This is a genomic window from Kribbella sp. CCNWLW201 (assembly GCF_037203805.1).
In the GTDB taxonomy this organism is placed as follows: domain Bacteria; phylum Actinomycetota; class Actinomycetes; order Propionibacteriales; family Kribbellaceae; genus Kribbella.
Map to the genome: position 1 here is coordinate 326,740 of NZ_JBBCBQ010000001.1, position 15,636 is coordinate 342,375.

The 15,636-nt window shown below is 69.2% G+C and carries 13 protein-coding genes; 4 read left to right on the plus strand and 9 right to left on the minus strand.

What is annotated here, in order from left to right; genetic code table 11:
* Positions 1–44 precede the first annotated feature (44 nt).
* Positions 45–305, plus strand: a complete 261-nt coding sequence (locus V9K99_RS01460; RefSeq protein WP_337002996.1) for a hypothetical protein — start codon at positions 45–47, stop codon at positions 303–305.
* 57 nt (positions 306–362) lie between these two features.
* Here V9K99_RS01460 and V9K99_RS01465 read toward each other — a convergent pair whose 3' ends face one another.
* The gene (locus tag V9K99_RS01465) at positions 363–698 is read right to left on the minus strand and encodes a sterol carrier family protein (RefSeq protein ID WP_337002994.1); all 336 of its coding nucleotides are present in this window, start codon (positions 696–698) and stop codon (positions 363–365) included.
* Positions 699–780: 82 nt separating this feature from the next.
* Between V9K99_RS01465 and V9K99_RS01470 the strand changes: the two genes are divergently transcribed.
* On the plus strand, positions 781–1,407 hold the full coding sequence (locus V9K99_RS01470; RefSeq protein WP_337002992.1) for a hypothetical protein: 627 nt from the start codon (positions 781–783) through the stop codon (positions 1,405–1,407).
* 66 nt (positions 1,408–1,473) lie between these two features.
* Here the strand turns inward: V9K99_RS01470 and V9K99_RS01475 are convergent, their stop codons facing one another.
* Together V9K99_RS01475 and V9K99_RS01480 are read right to left on the minus strand one after the other, a co-directional pair.
* Positions 1,474–3,015, minus strand: a complete 1,542-nt coding sequence (locus tag V9K99_RS01475; protein WP_337002990.1) for an alpha/beta hydrolase — start codon at positions 3,013–3,015, stop codon at positions 1,474–1,476.
* The gene (locus V9K99_RS01480) at positions 3,012–4,025 is read right to left on the minus strand and encodes a PSP1 domain-containing protein (protein WP_337003266.1); all 1,014 of its coding nucleotides are present in this window, start codon (positions 4,023–4,025) and stop codon (positions 3,012–3,014) included. Before V9K99_RS01480 ends, V9K99_RS01475 begins: the two co-directional genes overlap by 4 nt.
* Positions 4,026–4,187: 162 nt before the next feature.
* Between V9K99_RS01480 and V9K99_RS01485 the strand changes: the two genes are divergently transcribed.
* Complete coding sequence (locus V9K99_RS01485; protein ID WP_337002988.1) at positions 4,188–4,955, plus strand: RibD family protein; 768 nt, start codon at positions 4,188–4,190, stop codon at positions 4,953–4,955.
* A gap of 213 nt (positions 4,956–5,168) precedes the next feature.
* Here the strand turns inward: V9K99_RS01485 and V9K99_RS01490 are convergent, their stop codons facing one another.
* The 5 genes from V9K99_RS01490 to V9K99_RS01510 all read right to left on the minus strand — a co-directional run bounded on the left by V9K99_RS01490 (position 5,169) and on the right by V9K99_RS01510 (position 11,307).
* The gene (locus V9K99_RS01490) at positions 5,169–6,173 is read right to left on the minus strand and encodes a DUF4190 domain-containing protein (RefSeq protein WP_337002986.1); all 1,005 of its coding nucleotides are present in this window, start codon (positions 6,171–6,173) and stop codon (positions 5,169–5,171) included.
* Between the two features lie 73 nt (positions 6,174–6,246).
* Positions 6,247–6,912 (minus strand): DUF4190 domain-containing protein, encoded by a 666-nt coding sequence (locus tag V9K99_RS01495; protein ID WP_337002984.1) that lies wholly within the window; start codon positions 6,910–6,912, stop codon positions 6,247–6,249.
* A gap of 118 nt (positions 6,913–7,030) precedes the next feature.
* A complete protein-coding gene (locus V9K99_RS01500) occupies positions 7,031–8,203 on the minus strand; it encodes a DNA polymerase III subunit delta' (RefSeq protein ID WP_337002982.1) in 1,173 nt (390 codons plus the stop codon).
* Complete coding sequence (gene tmk, locus V9K99_RS01505) at positions 8,200–10,185, minus strand: dTMP kinase (RefSeq protein WP_337002980.1); 1,986 nt, start codon at positions 10,183–10,185, stop codon at positions 8,200–8,202. The genes V9K99_RS01500 and tmk overlap by 4 nt, the downstream gene beginning before the upstream one ends.
* Positions 10,186–10,194: 9 nt before the next feature.
* The gene (locus tag V9K99_RS01510; RefSeq protein WP_337002978.1) at positions 10,195–11,307 is read right to left on the minus strand and encodes a pyridoxal phosphate-dependent aminotransferase; all 1,113 of its coding nucleotides are present in this window, start codon (positions 11,305–11,307) and stop codon (positions 10,195–10,197) included.
* A 63-nt stretch (positions 11,308–11,370) separates the two neighbouring features.
* Here V9K99_RS01510 and V9K99_RS01515 point away from each other — a divergent pair, with 63 nt between their 5' ends.
* Positions 11,371–12,795, plus strand: coding sequence for an aminotransferase-like domain-containing protein (locus V9K99_RS01515; protein ID WP_337002976.1), 1,425 nt, complete (start codon positions 11,371–11,373; stop codon positions 12,793–12,795).
* Between the two features lie 3 nt (positions 12,796–12,798).
* Here the strand turns inward: V9K99_RS01515 and V9K99_RS01520 are convergent, their stop codons facing one another.
* Positions 12,799–15,576 carry a glycoside hydrolase family 2 TIM barrel-domain containing protein gene (locus tag V9K99_RS01520; protein ID WP_337002974.1) on the minus strand — a complete coding sequence of 926 codons (2,778 nt, stop codon included), beginning with the start codon at positions 15,574–15,576 and terminating at the stop codon, positions 12,799–12,801.
* Positions 15,577–15,636: the final 60 nt, after the last annotated feature.

Below are 15,636 nucleotides of genomic sequence, written 5' to 3' on the forward strand. Positions count from 1 at the left end.
GCCGATGGCGTCAATCTTCCCGTAACCGGATCTACCGCCTGCAGATGCAGACCGACGGCAACCTGGTCCTGGTGAAGAACGGCAAGACCCCGCTCTGGCACACCGCGACCGGTATGAACCCGAACGCCTGGGCGATCATGCAGGGCGACGGCAACCTGGTCGTCTACACCGCCGCGAACAAGCCCCTGTGGTCGAGCAAGACCGCTCCCCGCGCGGGCGCCGTACTGCAGCAACTGAACGACGGCAACGCCGTCATCATGCACGGCCGCACGCGGGTCTGGGCCACCAACACCGCCGGTCGCTGACCTAGCCCGTACGACGTTGAGCCGCGGCACCCACCCGGGTGTCGCGGCTCTGTGCGGTCAGACGAGCGGCAGGAAGGCGCTCAGGTCGGTGCGTTCGCCGCTGGCCCGGAGTTTGCCGGTGGCGCGGGCGTCCGGCCAGGTGGTCCGGCCGAGGGCCAGGTCGATCCACAGCTCCGGCGGGAGTTCGACCACGGCTCCCGGCGTACCGCGGGTGTGCCGGGGCCCCTCGATGCACTGGACCGCGCCGTACGGCGGGACTCGGACCTCGACCGCGTGACCGGGAGCCTTCGCGACCAGCAGTTTCAGCAGGTGCTTGGTGAGCAGCTTGAGGTCGGCGCGTTCCGCCGTACCGGCGTCGTATCGCTGCAGTGCCTGGTCGAAAGCGGGTTCCACGACGTGCCAGCGTACGCGCGAATTGTGGTGTCGCCCCCTTCGTAGTCGATAATCACGGGGGAGACAGGGAAGCGAGGTCGGGATGCTCACGCCCAGGCACCAGGCGCTGCTGATGACGCTGGCGGGAATGACCGTCGGCGTAGCCGTATTCGGCACCGTGCTGGCGATCAACGGGGATCTGACGGGGGACGACAAGTCCACCGGGATCGTGAACACCCAACCCGTACCCAGCACACCGTCCTGCACCGACTGCCTGCGGGCGGACTCGCTGCAGTACACGCTGCAGACCTTCGGCACGAAGAGCGACCCGGTGTCGGCCGAGATTCCGACCGGCTGGAACAGCACCCAGGACGGCACCCGGCCGCGGTTCGTGGACCCGACCGGGGTCTGGCAGATCCGGTTCGACACCCGCGGCAGCTCGAGGTCCCCCGAGGAGCAGGTGGACAGCCGCGCCCGCAGCATCGAGGAGCCGGGCCTCAAGGTGATCAGCCGCGACAACGGCACCCTGATCTACACGTACGACGACCAGAGTCGCGGACCGCGGATGGGCCTGTCCCGCTGGATCTCCACCGACGGCGGCAAGAACTCCGCCGTCGAGATCACCGTCGGCGGCCGCCCGAAGGACGAAGCCGCCCTCCGCGCCGTCCTCGAGCAGGCGACGAAGACCCTCCAGCTCCCGACAGACGCCAACGACACGCGCCCGAGCTGACCCTCAAGCCTCGCAACGTCCGAAGATCTGTGGCCTATAGACCACAGATCTTCGGACGTTAGCGGTCTAGCACTTGATGTCAGCGGTGGGGGCGGTGCCTTGGAGGAGATAGCTCTCGACGGCGTTGTCGACGCAGGAGTTGCCGGCCTTGTAGCCGGTGTGGCCGTCACCGTCGCGGGTGATCAGGACACCGCTCTCCAGCTGACCGGCCAGGCCGACAGCCCATTCGTACGGCGTCGCCGGGTCGCGCGTGGTGCCGACGACCACGATCGGCTTCGCACCGGCCGCCTTGATCGGGTGCGGCTGGTCCTCGGGCTTCACCGGCCAGTTGGCGCAGGCCAGCGATCCCCACAGCAGGAACGGCCCGAACCGCGGTGAGGCCGCCTTGTACTCCGGCTCCTCCGCCTTGGCCTGGGCGATCGAGGTGATGTCCGGGCGGTCCAGGCAGTTCACCGCGTAGATCGCCTCGTTGCTGTTGCTCGCGTAGCCGGACGGCTCGCGGTCCGTGTACTCGTCGGCGAGCGCCAGCAGCCGGGCGCCGTTCCCGGCCAGCCCGTCCAGGACCGCGTCCTCGAGCCGCGGCCAGAAGTCCTTCACGTACAGCGGGTAGATGATCCCGAGCACCACCAGAGCCTGCGTGACCTCGCGTTTCCCGTCACCCGGCAGTGGAGTCGCGTCGCTGTCGTTGATCAGCTTGTCGACCTTCGCGAGCACCTCCTGCTTGGTGCTGCCGAGCCGGCATTGCCGCTGCGCGCAGTCCTCCGCGAACGCGTCCAGCGCGGTGTCGAAGCCCTTCGCCTGGGCCATGTTGTTCTGCTTCGACGTCTTCGACGGGTCCACCGCCCCGTCCAGCACGAGCCGGCCGACGTTCTTGGGGAACAGTTCGGCGTACGTCGCACCGAGGTAGGTGCCGTACGACATGCCGAGGTAGTACAGCTCCGAGTCGCCGACGATCCCCCGCAGTACGTCGATATCGCGAGCCGCGTCCTTGGTCGACACATGTGGCAGCAGCTCACCGGAGCGCTGCTGGCACCCGTTCGCGAGGATCTTCGCCTCGTCGTTCAGCTCGGTGATCTCGGCGTCGTTGTCCGGGCTGCCGTCGGCCGCGATGAACTTGTCCATCTGAGCCGTGTCCAGGCAGCGCACCGGCGTCGACTGCGCCACTCCGCGCGGATCCCAGCCGATCACGTCGAATTTCCGCAGCAACTGCGCGCCGAGTACGAACCCGGCCGAGGCGGCGAACTGCTGCCCAGAGGCGCCCGGCCCGCCCGGGTTGATGAACAGTGTCCCGATCTTGCCGGACCGGTCCCGGGCCAGCACCTTGCGCGCCCGCAGCTCGATCGTCTCGCCGGTCGGCTTGGAGTAGTCGAGCGGCACGGTGATGGTCGCGCACTGCTGGTTGGCGCCGCAGCGCTCCCAGTCCGGCTGCTGCTGGTAGAACTTCTCCAGCCCGGCCGGGATCGGGCCTGCCGGCCCCTTGGTCGGGTTGCCACCGGTCGATCCGGTCGTCCCGCCGTCGCCCGCGTCCTGAGCGCGGCTCGCGACACCACACCCACTCGCCAGAACCGCCAAAGCCACGATGAGGGTGGTCGTCTTGCGGTAACTCACTGCGAAGTGTCTCCCTCGTCGTCATGGTGCAAGCGCCGACGTCGCCGTGGCTTCCGCCGGCGACGCTCCTCCTGCGACTCGGGCTCCGCAGGTACGACGTCCTCCGGCTCCACCACCTCGGCTGCCACCGGTTCCTCGATCCGCTTCATCGGTTCCCCGAGGATGGGCGGTGCGTCCGGCGTCGTCGTACTGGAGGCCTCGTACTGCTGGCGCGGTGAGCAGACGTCCGCCCGGCTGCACGCGCAGCGCCGGCCCGACGCCGCCAACCGCACCACCACGGTGTCGCTCGGCACGTTGTGTCCGACCACCACTCCATCACCCGCGGGGGTCTCCACCTGGGTCCCGGCAGCCGGCGCCTTCGCGTTGAACTCCTGGTACAGCGGGTGCTCGTACTTCAGGCAGCACATCAACCGGCCGCACGCACCGGAGATCTTCAGCGGGTTGAGCGGCAGATCCTGGTCCTTCGCCATCCGCACACTGACCGGCTCGAAGTCCTTCAGGAAGGTGGCACAGCAAAGGTCCCGGCCACACGGCCCGATCCCGCCCTGCAACCGCGCCTCGTCGCGGGCCCCGACCTGGCGCAGCTCGATCCGGGCGCGGAGCCCGCGGGCCAGATCCCGGACCAGCTCCCGGAAATCGACCCGATGCGGCGCCGAGAAGTACACGATGACCAGTTGGTCCACGTCCGGGCGGCGGTCGACGAAGTCGATACCGACCACCTTCATCGGCAGCCCGTGCTGGCGGATCAGCCGCTTCGCGATCACCCGCGCATCGGCGCGACGCTGCCGGTTCTGCTCGTCCCGGTCCAGGTCCGTGGCCGTCGCGATGCCCTCACACAGCGGCAGCCCGCCGATCTCCTCCGTGACGTACTGCGGCGCCCACACGCACTCCGCCACCTCCGGACCGTCATCGGTCGGAACCAGCACCTTGTCCCCGACGCGCGGACGATGCGGGCCGGGGTCCAGGTAGTAGAGCCGCCCGTACCGCTCGAACGACACCGCCATCACCATGCCCACGCGGCCAGAGTACTTGCCCAAACCCCTACGGTCGTCCCACACGTGCTCCGCACCCCCTCCTCGTCGCCCCGCTCCCCTCGTCGCACCCACTCCGCGCGGCGCGTTGTCGGTGGCCGCTGGTAGGTCTGGTGGTCCGGCGAGCCGAGGGAGGTTGTGATGCAGAAGCGACCGCGTGTCGTGGTTAGCGTGGGGGCCAGTGTTGACGGGAAGGTCGCGCTGACTCGGGACGCGCTGTTGATGCATCCGCCGAGTTCGGATCTTTGGGAGGCGATGACGCCGCCCGCCGCCGATCCGGTGCCGATCGACATCATCGAGGTGGTCAGGCAGCAGTACGGCTGTAACGCCATCTTGGAGGGCAGCGGCAGCCTGGTGACCGAGGATGCGATTCCGGAGGAGCTGCCCGCCTACGACGGTGATACCGCTGGGCTCTACGAGCATTTCCTTCCACCGGACATCACCGGGCTACCGTCGCCGCCGCACATGTGGTTCACCGTCGTCGACAGCCGCGGACGAGTGCGCTGGACCGAGAAACATCAGAACTGGGACGCGCTGGTCCTGGTGGCGCGGTCGACTCCGGCCGACTATCTCGGCTATCTCCGCCGGGAACGCATCTGCTATCTCGTCGTCGGCGAAGATCGGGTCGACCTGGCGGGAGGGATCGCCGCGATGGGCACCGAGCTCGGCGTCAGTTGCGTCCTGTCGGCCGCGGGCGGCGGCCTCAACGGTGCGTTGTTGCGGGCAGGTCTGATCGACGAACTGCACCTGACGCTGGCGCCTGCTCTGATCGGCGGACTCGGCACACCATCGGTCATGGACGGCCCACCTCTTGCCGTAGGCGAGGCTCCGACCCGACTGCAGTTGCTCTCGGTGCACACCGACACTGGGGGCTCCGTTCGCCTGCACTACTCCGTGACCGAAAGCTGATCTCCTGCGACAGCTTGATCAGTGCGCTGCACGAGTCTGCTCGACCAACCACCAGCGCGCGGGACTGCGAGGCGGTTGAGGAGCGCGGCAGCGCTCAGAGGCTGGCGGTAGCCGGGCAAGGACGCACCGGCGATACGCCGGGGGTGGGAGCTCGCGGAGTGGGCGTGACGAAGGAGTGACCGCGTAGCACGCGTGGGCTGGACACCAGTACTTCTACCGGCGGGTGCCTTTTACGGTTCCCGTGAGTTGGTCGAAGTCGGGGCCGTAGGCGGCGCAGACGACCAGGCGGTCGTTGGAGTTCCAGAGCTGCTTGGTCGGGGTCCAGTAATCCCATTCGAGCTCGGTGTCCTTCACCGTCGACCCGACGTATTCGCCGAACTCGGTGATGCAGCTCTGCTCGCCGGCCTTGTCGACCTCCTTGTCGCCCGGGTACGGGCCGTCGGGGAGGGTGACTCCGGCGAAGATCTCGCCGTCGTGCAGCTCTGTGCAGGGTTGGCGGATGACCTCGTCATCCTCGTCGCCTTCGTCGAAACACTCGCCCACGGCGAGGTCGTCGATGTAGGTGGCCGGCGTGCTGGAGTACGACGAGGTGGGCTCCGGTGCACCGTAGTAGTCGTCGTCGCTGGTCACGCCGAGCACGATGATCAGCACGACGTAGAGCAGCCAGCCGATGGTGCCCAGGGCTCCGAGTACCAGGCCGGCGATGGCCATGCCCTTGCCGTCGTCCCCGCGCTTCTTGATCTGCATCAACGCGGCGATGCCGAGGCCCAGCGCCACCGGAGAGGCGAGACCGATGCAGAATCCGCCGATCCCGGTCGCCAGCGAGGCGATCGCCAGCCCGTTGTTGCCACCGCCGCGGCCACCCGGGTACCCGTAGCCGTACGGCTGCGGCCACGTCCCCGGATACCCCGGTTGGCCGTAGCCGGCGCCGTACTGCGGCTGACCGCCCGGCTGCCCGTACGGCGCTTGCCCGTACGGCGACTGCCCTGGCTGCCCGTACGACGGCTGCCCAACCGGCTGCTGCTGCGGTTGCCCCGGCGCCGCCCACTGCGTCGGCCCAGGCTGCTGCCCGTACGACGACTGCCCCGACGGCCCGTAAGACGGCTGCTGCCCGTAAGGCGACTGTCCACCGGACTGCGACGCGCCGGACTGCGGTGCCCCCGGCTGCTGGGCAGGCCGCTCTCCAGGGCGGCCGTAGGTCGGAAACGACCTGGGCACGTCCTGGGGCCGTTCCGGCTCCGATCCGTACGGTGGTTGGCTCACGTTCTCCCCCAGTGCTCCCCCGCAGGTGCTAGCGCTGCGACCCGCGCATGCTACCTGTCAACCGGGTCCCAGGCATCCCGACCAGGCACAGGACGTTGCCATCAGCAACAGCGCGATCCTCCAGGACGACGTAGTACATGTCCAGTTCCGACTGCTCGTACGGCTTGCCGACGAAGGTGTTGAACGCGGTCGCGCACTGCTGGGTGGCGACCGTTCCCTTGTCCTCGGCCGTCAGCCCGGCCAGCTCGGCCCGCACCTTCGCGTACCCCTCGCCGGTGTGCGCGACCGCGCAGTCGGCGATCCGCACCAGTCGCAGCGTCTCCGCCTCCAGATCCGCGTCGAAACACTGCTGTACGGCGACCTCCGAGATGGCCACAGTGCGGCCGATCCCGGCCCGGCGTTCGCCGTAGAGACCGAGGGCGACCGCGACCCCGATCGCGATCATCCAGCACAGGCTGATCGCGAGCGCGCCGTACGCCAGCCGCTTGCCGCGGCTCCCGGTCCGCTTGATCCGGCGCAGCGCGATCCCGGCCAGCACCACCGCGACCGGAACCAGCCCGGGCAGGCTCGTCACCAACGCCGCCACGGCGTAGCGGTCCTGGCGCTGCTGCGCGGGAGTGGGTACGCCCGCGAGCCAGGACTCGGCCGGCGGCAGTGAAGGCCGGGCAGGCTGGATCGGGGGCGGTTGCGTCATTCAGGTCCGTTCGGGCATGTACGCCGAGCGTTCTGCCCGGACACCGCAGACATCGGACCGGCTGGTCTCGGTGTTACAGCGGCTGCCCGCTAAACGGACACCAATCCCAAAAGGTGATTTATCCCTCGAAGAGCCCGATTGTCATCGCTTCGAGCGCGAGCAGGGGTGCCACGTTGGTCTCGATCGCCTCTCGGCAGGCGGCGACGGCGTCGATCCTTCGAATCGTCTGTTCCGGCGTGGTCCGGCCCGCCAGTTGCTCGATGTTCGGGCGGAGTTCGGCGTTGATCAGGTCGGCGCCGGCCCGGGTCTGGACCATCAGGATGTCGCGGTAGAGCGCCATCAGGTCGACCAGTGACCGGTCGAGCACATCGCGCTCCCAGCGCTTGGCCCGGGCCTTCTGCTGGTCCTCGAGTTCCTTCAGCGCAGCGTTCGCCTCGCGCGGTTTGGCGCCCTTGGTGCCGACGCCGAGCGCCTGCTCGAGCGCGGCCCGTTCCTTCTCGTCGACCTTCTCGGCGCTGGCCTTGGCCTCGGCCTTGGCCGCCTCGACCAGCTGCTGCGCCGCCTTCAGGCAGGCACCGAGATCGCGGAGCGCGAACGGGACCTCGAGCACCTTGGTCCGGCGGTCCCGCACCTCCTCGTCCCGCGCCAGCGCCCGGGCCCGGCCGATGTGGCCCTGAGCGGCCCGGGCCGCGAACCCAGCCAGCTCCGGATCCACGCCCAGCTTGCCGATCAGCATGTTCGCGACCGCGTCCACCGGCGGCGTGCGCAGCACCAGCAGCCGGCAGCGCGACCGGATCGTCGGTACGACGTCCTCGACGGTCGGCGCACACAGCACCCAGACCGTCCGCGGCGCCGGCTCCTCGATGCTCTTCAGCAACGCGTCAGCGGCCTGCTCGGTCAGCCGGTCGGCGTCCTCGACGACCATCACCTGCCAGCGTCCCTGGGTCGGACTCATCGCGGCCCGGCGGACCAGTTCGCGGATCTCGCTGACCCGGATCGACAGCAGCTCGGTGCGGATCAGCGACACATCCGGGTGCGCACCGCTGAGCGCCGTACGGCACTCGTTGCACTCGCCACAGCCGCTCTGCGTCCGACACTGCAGCGCGGCCGCGAACGCCCGGCCCGCGTTCGATCGACCGGATCCAGGCGGCCCGGTGATCAGCCAGGCATGCGTCATCCCGGCCACTGCCGCGCCGGACTCACCCCGCATGCCGGCTTCCGCCCCGGACACAGCCTTCTTGAGTACGGCGACCGCCGGCTCCTGCCCGACGAGGTCGTCCCACACGCTCATAGGTCCACCTTCGGGAGGATTGGCTCGAGTCTGGCGCGGATCTGGGCGGCGATGACTTCGCGGTCCTGGGTGGCGTCGACGACCAGGTAGTGCTGTGGTTCGGCGGCGGCGAGTTCGAGGAACGCGTTCCGGACCCGGACGTGGAAGTCGTGCGACTGGGCCTCGATCCGGTCCCGTTCGGTGAACCGGTCGAGCCCGCTCTTGGGCGGGAGGTCGAGCAGGATCGTCAGGTTCGGCCGCAGGTCGTCGGTGGCCCAGCGGTTGACCCGCTCCACGTCGGACAGGTCGAGATCCCGCCCGGATCCCTGGTAGGCCAGGGCGGAGTCGACGTACCGGTCGGTGATGACGACCGCACCGGCCTTGAGCGCGGGCTTGATCACCGAGTCCACGTGCTCGGCCTTGTCGGCCGCGTACAGCAGCGCCTCGGCGCGGTGCGAGATGTCGCCGGTGGCCGGGTCCAGGACGATCTGCCGGAGCGTCTTGCCCAGGTCGGTGGCCCCCGGCTCGCGCGTCATCAGGACCTGCTGGCCCTGCTCTTTCAGCCACTCGACCAGCAACGCGGACTGGGTCGACTTGCCGGCGCCGTCCCCGCCTTCCATCGCGATGAACAGGCCGGTGGTCGGGTAGACACCGGGAGTCTTGCCGAAGCTCCGTCGTACGTCGCGCCAGAACGGGACCCCCGGACGGTCGTCCATCTGCCGCCAGGCGATCAGGCCGATCACTCCGGCCAGCACGGCGGCGATCAGCATGGTCAGCGCGGCACCGTTGTACGACGCCGACTTCCCGCCGATGGTCCAGGTACGACGGCCGATCGCACCGGCCGCGAACGGCGCGATCGCGAGCGTGACGGCAAGCACGGTGCGTACGGCGGACTGGACGAAGGCGAAGGTCCGGCCGCGAACCGCGTCCGGCACCTCGAGCCCGAGCAGGGTGTAGCCGGAGACCCAGGAGGCGCCGGCGCAGAAGCCGAGCAGGATCGCGATCATGGTGGCGATCTCGATCTGCTGGATCAGCGCCAGCCCGGCCAGGCAGATCCCGGAACCGACCAGGCCGGCCGCGAACAGCCGCCGCCGGGACAGCCCGGAGAACAGTCGCGGCGCGAACCCCATGCCGAGGGCGAGACCGCCGAAGACGGCACCGAACAGGACGCCGTACCCGGGATCGCCGGCCTTCAGGTCCTCGACGTACGTGCGACCGAGGCCGATCACGACCGCGCCGGCCGCGAATGCCCCGGAGATCCCGACCACGAGACCGCGGACGACCGGCGTACCGGTGACGTAGGACCAGCCCTCGACCATGGTCCGCCAGAGCGTCGGGTGCTGCTCGTGCTCGTGGATGGCGCGGCCGATCTCGGCGACCGACACGATCGCCAAGGCCGAGATGACGAAGGTCGCGGCGTTCACGTAGACGGCGAGGTCGATGGAGAAGTCGCCGGCCCAGCGGGAGACCAGAGTGATCGCGGTGAAGATGACCGCGGCCGGCAGGGCGGTGCCGTACGTCGTGATCAGGCTGAGCTGGTTGGCCGCCTCGAGCCGGTGCCGGGGCACCAGGTTCGGCACGCTGGCGTCCTTGGCCGGGCCCCAGATCAGGCTGACGATCTCGATCAGCACCGTTGCCACCAGCACCCAGGTGAGGGTGCCGACGATCGGGATGCTGACGAAGAACGCGGCCCGGATCAGGTCGCCGAGGATCATCGTCCAGCGCCGGTCCAGCCGGTCCGCGATCCAGCCGGCCACCGGCCCCATCACCAGCGCGGGCAGCACCCGCAGGAACAGCACGCCGCCGATGGCGAAGTTCGCCGCCTGGTAGTCGTCCCCGGCGAAGGACTTCGCCATCGCGGTCAGTGCCAGCAGGCCGATCCAGTCACCCAGGCTGGACAGCCCGAACGCGATCCAGAGCCGCCGGAACGCCCGGATCCGCAACACCGCGCGCACGTCATGCGCCGGTGCAGGATCAGTCAGCGGGTCGTAAACCTCCGGCACACCCAAAGACTAGTCGGAGGCATCGACAGCTTGACGCAGTGCCGTCGACAGGGCGTCGAGGGCGGCCTTGAGCTCGACCGGCGGGGGGAACCCGAACCCGAGCCGGAAGACCCGCGGCTCGTCCCCGAACCAGTCGCCGTCGGCCACCCGCACGCTCAGCTCCTCGGCGGCCCGCTTGAACCGCTCGACCGAGACCTCCGGCTTGAGGCGGACACAGCACAGTGCGCCGGCGTCCGGCCGGATCCACTCGACCAGTTCGTCGTTCGCCCGCACCCATTCCTCGGTCGCGGCCAGGGAGTCGGCCAACCAGCGCCGCCGTACGCCGAGGATCTCGTCCTCCTGCTCGAAGACCCGCAAGGCCAGCACCTCGGTCAGCGGTGCCGCGGTCACGACCGTGTTGAACTTGGCGGTCACCATCCGGTCGACCAGGTCGGCGTCGGTGCTGACGAGCCAGCCGATCCGCAGCCCGGCGGCGCCGTGGCACTTCGACAGCGAGGCGACCGACACCACCTTCGGTCCCAGGTGTACGGCGGTCTCCGCGACCGGATCGTCGCCGTACGCGGCGGACCGGTAGGTCTCGTCGACCATCAGATAGGCGTCCGGGCAGATCTCGGCCATCGCGGCCGCAATGTCTTGTAGGACTGCCGGTTTCACCGCGACACCGGAGGGGTTCTGCGGTGTCGCCAGGCTGACGAGCTTGGTGTCGGGAGTGAGGTACGCGCGGACGTCGTCTGCGCTCAGCTGGTAGCCGTCGTCGAAGGACAGCGGAATCACCCGTACGTCGGCGCCCACCGACTCGTAGCAGTTGCGGGCGAGTGGGAACAGCGGGGCAGTCGTCACGACCTGACCGCCGTGGTCCGCGACCAGATAGGCGAGCAGGAAGATCGCGTGCATCCCGCCCACGGTGATGACGACCTGGTCGGGCCGTACACCGTGCCGGTCAGCAATCGCGGTCCGCAACTGCAGGTCGCCGTACGCGGTGCCGTAGCCGAGCTCGAGCTCGGCCAGCTCCGGGGTCAGCAGGTCCGCCAGCCGCAGGTCCGGTCCATAGCTCTCACCCAGCTCGTGGGCGGGCTGTACGTCGGTCAGGGACACGATGTCGTTGCGAGGAAAGGTGGCCATACCGCCATCGTCCGAGCCGGGGTCTGGCCACCCCAGAGCCAATCCGGCATAATTGGTCCGCGAATGAGACCAATTGAGCTGAGCGACCGTCTGGGCCGCTGGTCATCCGGCCGCGGCCCGCTGTACGTGCTGCTCGCGGCCCGGATGCGCCGGCTGATCGACGACGGCGAACTGCCACCGGGCGCACTGCTGCCGCCAGACCGGGCGCTGGCAGGTGCTCTCGCGGTCGGCCGGACCACTGTGGTCGCCGCGTACGAGCTGTTGCGGTCAGAAGGCCGGATCACCCGTCGCCAGGGCAGCGGGACGCGCGTGGCCGGCAGCTCGTCGTCGGGGGCGATCGAGGACGCACCGGTCGACCCGATCTTCCTGGACTCACTGGAGTCGCGAGACGACGACGTACTGCTCGCCATCTGTGCCGCCCCGGGCGATCCACCACCGCAACTCGCGGAGGCGTACGCACGGATCGTGCCGTCACTGCACGAGATCCGCGGCGACATCGGCTACTACCCGTACGGTCACCCGACGCTGCGGCAGGCCATCGCCACCCGGTACGACGACCACGGCGTACCGACCGAGCCGGACCAGATCCTGGTGACGAACGGCGGCCAACAAGCCTTGTCACTGCTCGCACATGCGCTTCTCTCGCCCGGGGACCAGGTGCTGGTCGAGGCACCGACCTATCCGGGCGCGTTGGAGGCCTTCCGGGAGGAGGCCGCCGTACTGCGTGGTCTGCCGATCGGTCTGGAGGGCTTCGAGACCGCGGTGCGGGAGCGGCGTCCAGGGCTCGCTTACGTGATCCCGACGTACCAGAACCCGACCGGGTCGGTGCTGCCGTCGCTGGTGCGGCAGCGGCTGGCCCGGGCTGCGGCGGCGGCCGACGTACCGCTGATCGAGGACGAGGTGCCGGCTGATCTCGGATTCCCTGGTACGACGCGGCCGTTGCCGATGGCGGCGTACAGCGAAGCCGTGATCTCGATCGGCTCACTGAGCAAGAGTGTCTGGGGCGGATTGCGGATCGGCTGGATCCGCGCCTCCGCCCCACTCATCAACCGGCTCGCCCGACTACGAGCCGTCCACGACCTGGGCGGCAACGTCCCCGCCCAACTAGCCGCCGCCCACCTGGTCGCCGGGTTGGACGACCTGGACCTGGCCACCGAGCTGCAAACCCGCCACGACCACCTGCGCGCACTGCTCACCAAGCACCTGCCGACCTGGGACGTGCCCCAGATCCACGGCGGCCAATGCCTCTGGGTCCGCCTACCCCACGGCGACGGCAACTCCTTCGCCCAAACCGCCCTCCGCCACGGCCTAGCCATCCTCCCCGGCTCCGGCCTGGACGTAACCGGCCACAGCGACCCCTACGTCCGCCTCCACTTCCGAGCCCGCCACGACGAGCTCACCGAAGCAGTAACCCGCCTAACCACCGCCTGGCAGGCCTACCACCCACCGGCCGACCGGGTATCACCCCGGCCAGCCATAGCGATCTGAACCTCAGGCTGTCGTGAATCTGAGGGACAGGGACGCGGGAGCGGTCTTTAGTTTGTCGCGGTCTGGGAGTTTGGGGCCGCAGGCGGCTGTGCCTACGCCGGTTTGGGCTATGTCGAGGGTGACGTAGGTGGTGTCGCCGGGGGTGAGGTCGGCGGTGTGCTTGGCGGTTTCCAGGTCGTGGGTGGTCCAGTCGCGGACCGTGAGGCCGAAGAGGGTGCCGACTGCTTCGATTCGCAGGCCGTCGAGCGCGGCCCAGCGGGTGTCGATGCGGTGGCCGTTCTCCTGCGGGCGGACGTACGGCGTCTGCAGTTCGGCGACCGTGGCCGAGTACTTGCCGACCGCGGCAGCTTCGCGCGTGTCGACGTACGCCTCGTTCGGGCCGGTGCCGAACCACTCAACCCGCTCCACCTTCGGCAGTTCGAAGGTGATGCCGAGCCGCGGGAGCACCTCGGGGAAGAGCCCGTCCGGTACGACGTTGAGGTCCAGAACGACCCCACCGTCGACAGCGGTCCAGCGCCACGTGCTGACCAGGCCCCACTGGAGCTGAGGGGGCGCCGTACGGGTGACGACCTCCCAGGCACCGTCGCGCTCGCCCTGCGAGACGATCCGGTGCTGCACCCGGTGCAGACCTTCCTCACGCCAGGCATCCGCGACACCCGGGTTCGCGTCGTTGTCGATCGGCGCCCGCCAGACGTCCAGTCGAGCCTTCCGCACGGCGCCGACGCTGATCCCGTCCACACCCGCGACACCGTCGGCCGGCGTACCACCAGTGGCAGCTTCCACCGGGGTCGGCTCGTCCAGCCGGACCTGGCCCCAGGCGATGCGGTGCCCCGCCTCGGCCCAGGACGTCGCCTCAGTGAGCTTCGCAGTGACGGTCACCCAGGTCTCGGGCTGAGACGCGTCCGCGGCCGGCAGCGCTACGGTCGCGGTCTGGCCGGCCGCGATCACCGGCACCGACAGCTCACCGGCGTCGACCTGCTGACCTTCGACCTCGACGACGTACGAGAAGGTCAGGTGGCTGGTGTCCAGCACCTCGTACCGGTTGCCGATCGACACCCCACCATTGCCGTCGGCAACGATGCGCAGCGGCTCGATCACCTTGATGTACTCGAGCATGCCGGGTGACGGTGTCCGGTCCGGGAACAGCAGTCCGTCGCAGACGAAGTTGCCGTCGTGGATCGTCTCGCCGAAGTCACCGCCGTACGCGTAGACCTCGCGGCCGTCGATGGTGGTGCGGAGGCCGTGGTCGATCCACTCCCAGATGAAACCGCCCTGGCAGCGCGGGTACTTCTCGAACACCTCGCGGTAGTCGAGCAGCCCGCCCGGCCCGTTGCCCATCGCGTGCCCGTACTCGCACAGGATGAACGGGATCCCGCGGTACAACGAGGGGTCGGCACCGATCTCGGCGCAGCCGGCCGGGTCGGTGTACATCCGCGAGTAGATGTCGACGAACTCGGCCTCGGTGTCCCGCTCGTAGTGCACCGGCCGGGACGGGTCGATCTCCTTGGCCACGTCGTACATGGACTTGAGGTTCTCGCCCATCCCGCACTCGTTGCCGAGCGACCAGATGATGATCGAGGGGTGGTTCTTGTCCCGGTGGACGGTCCGGGTGATCCGGTCGACCAGGTCGGGCAGGAACCGCGGGTCCATCACCGGGTTCGGCAGCTGCGGCGGCTGCGGTTCGTACCCGAACCCGTGCGTCTCCAGGTCACACTCGTCGATCACGTACAGGCCGTACTCGTCGCACAGCGACAGGAAGTGCGGGTGCGGCGGGTAGTGGCTGGTGCGGACCGCGTTGATCCCGGCCTGCTTCATCAGCAGTACGTCGTCCAGCATGTCCTGCTCGGTCAGCGCGCGACCGCGGTCAGGGTGGAACTCGTGCCGGTTGACCCCGTTGAACAGCACCCGGTTCCCGTTCACGGTCAGCACACCGTCGGCGATCGCGACCGTGCGGAAGCCGATCCGCAGCCGTACGTCGCCGCCCTCGGTCCGGACCACACCGTCGTACAGGCGCGGGCTCTCGGCCGACCACGGCTCGACGGCCGCGGTGACCTCGTCACCGGTCGCGAACTCCAGGTCCAGCTCGGGTACGACGACCGTGCCCGCGACATCCGAGTCCACCGACAGGGTGCCGGTCCCATCGGCGTACGACGCGTGCACGAAGACGTCGGTCGGGGCGGTCGGCTTCAGCGCCAGCAGGTTGACCTCGCGGAAGATCCCGGACAGCCACCACATGTCCTGGTCCTCGACGTAGCTGCCGGTCGACCACTGGTGCACCCGGACCGCGATCCGGGCCTCCTTGCCGGGGGCAACCACGTCGGTCAGGTCGAACTCGGACGGCAGCCGGGAGCCGGACGACCAGCCGAGCAGCTCGCCGTTCACGTGCACCGCGAACCGGGAGTCGACGCCCTCGAACCGCAGCACGATCTTGGCGCCGGCCCAGTCGGCCGGGATCGTCACGGTCCGGACGTAGTCACCGGTCGGGTTGTCGGTCGGCACGTACGGCGGCTCGAGCGGGAACGGGTACACGATGTTCGTGTACGCCGGAGCGCCGTACCCACTGAGCTGCCAGTGACCCGGGACCGCGATGGTGTCCCACCCGGACGTGTCCGGGTCCTTCAGGTCGTCGGGGGCGTCGGCCACGCTCGCCGACAGCCGGAAGTTCCAGTCGCCGGTCAGCGGGAGCTTGGCCGAGTCGTCATCCAGCCAGGCACGCGGGGGAAGCACGTTGGCGCCGGGAGCAAAGTCCTCGACGTAGCTGTGGTCATGGGTCACAGGCATCGAGCCTAAGCCCAAGTTGTTCACGAATCCACACCTATCAACAGATATGGACAGCACGGT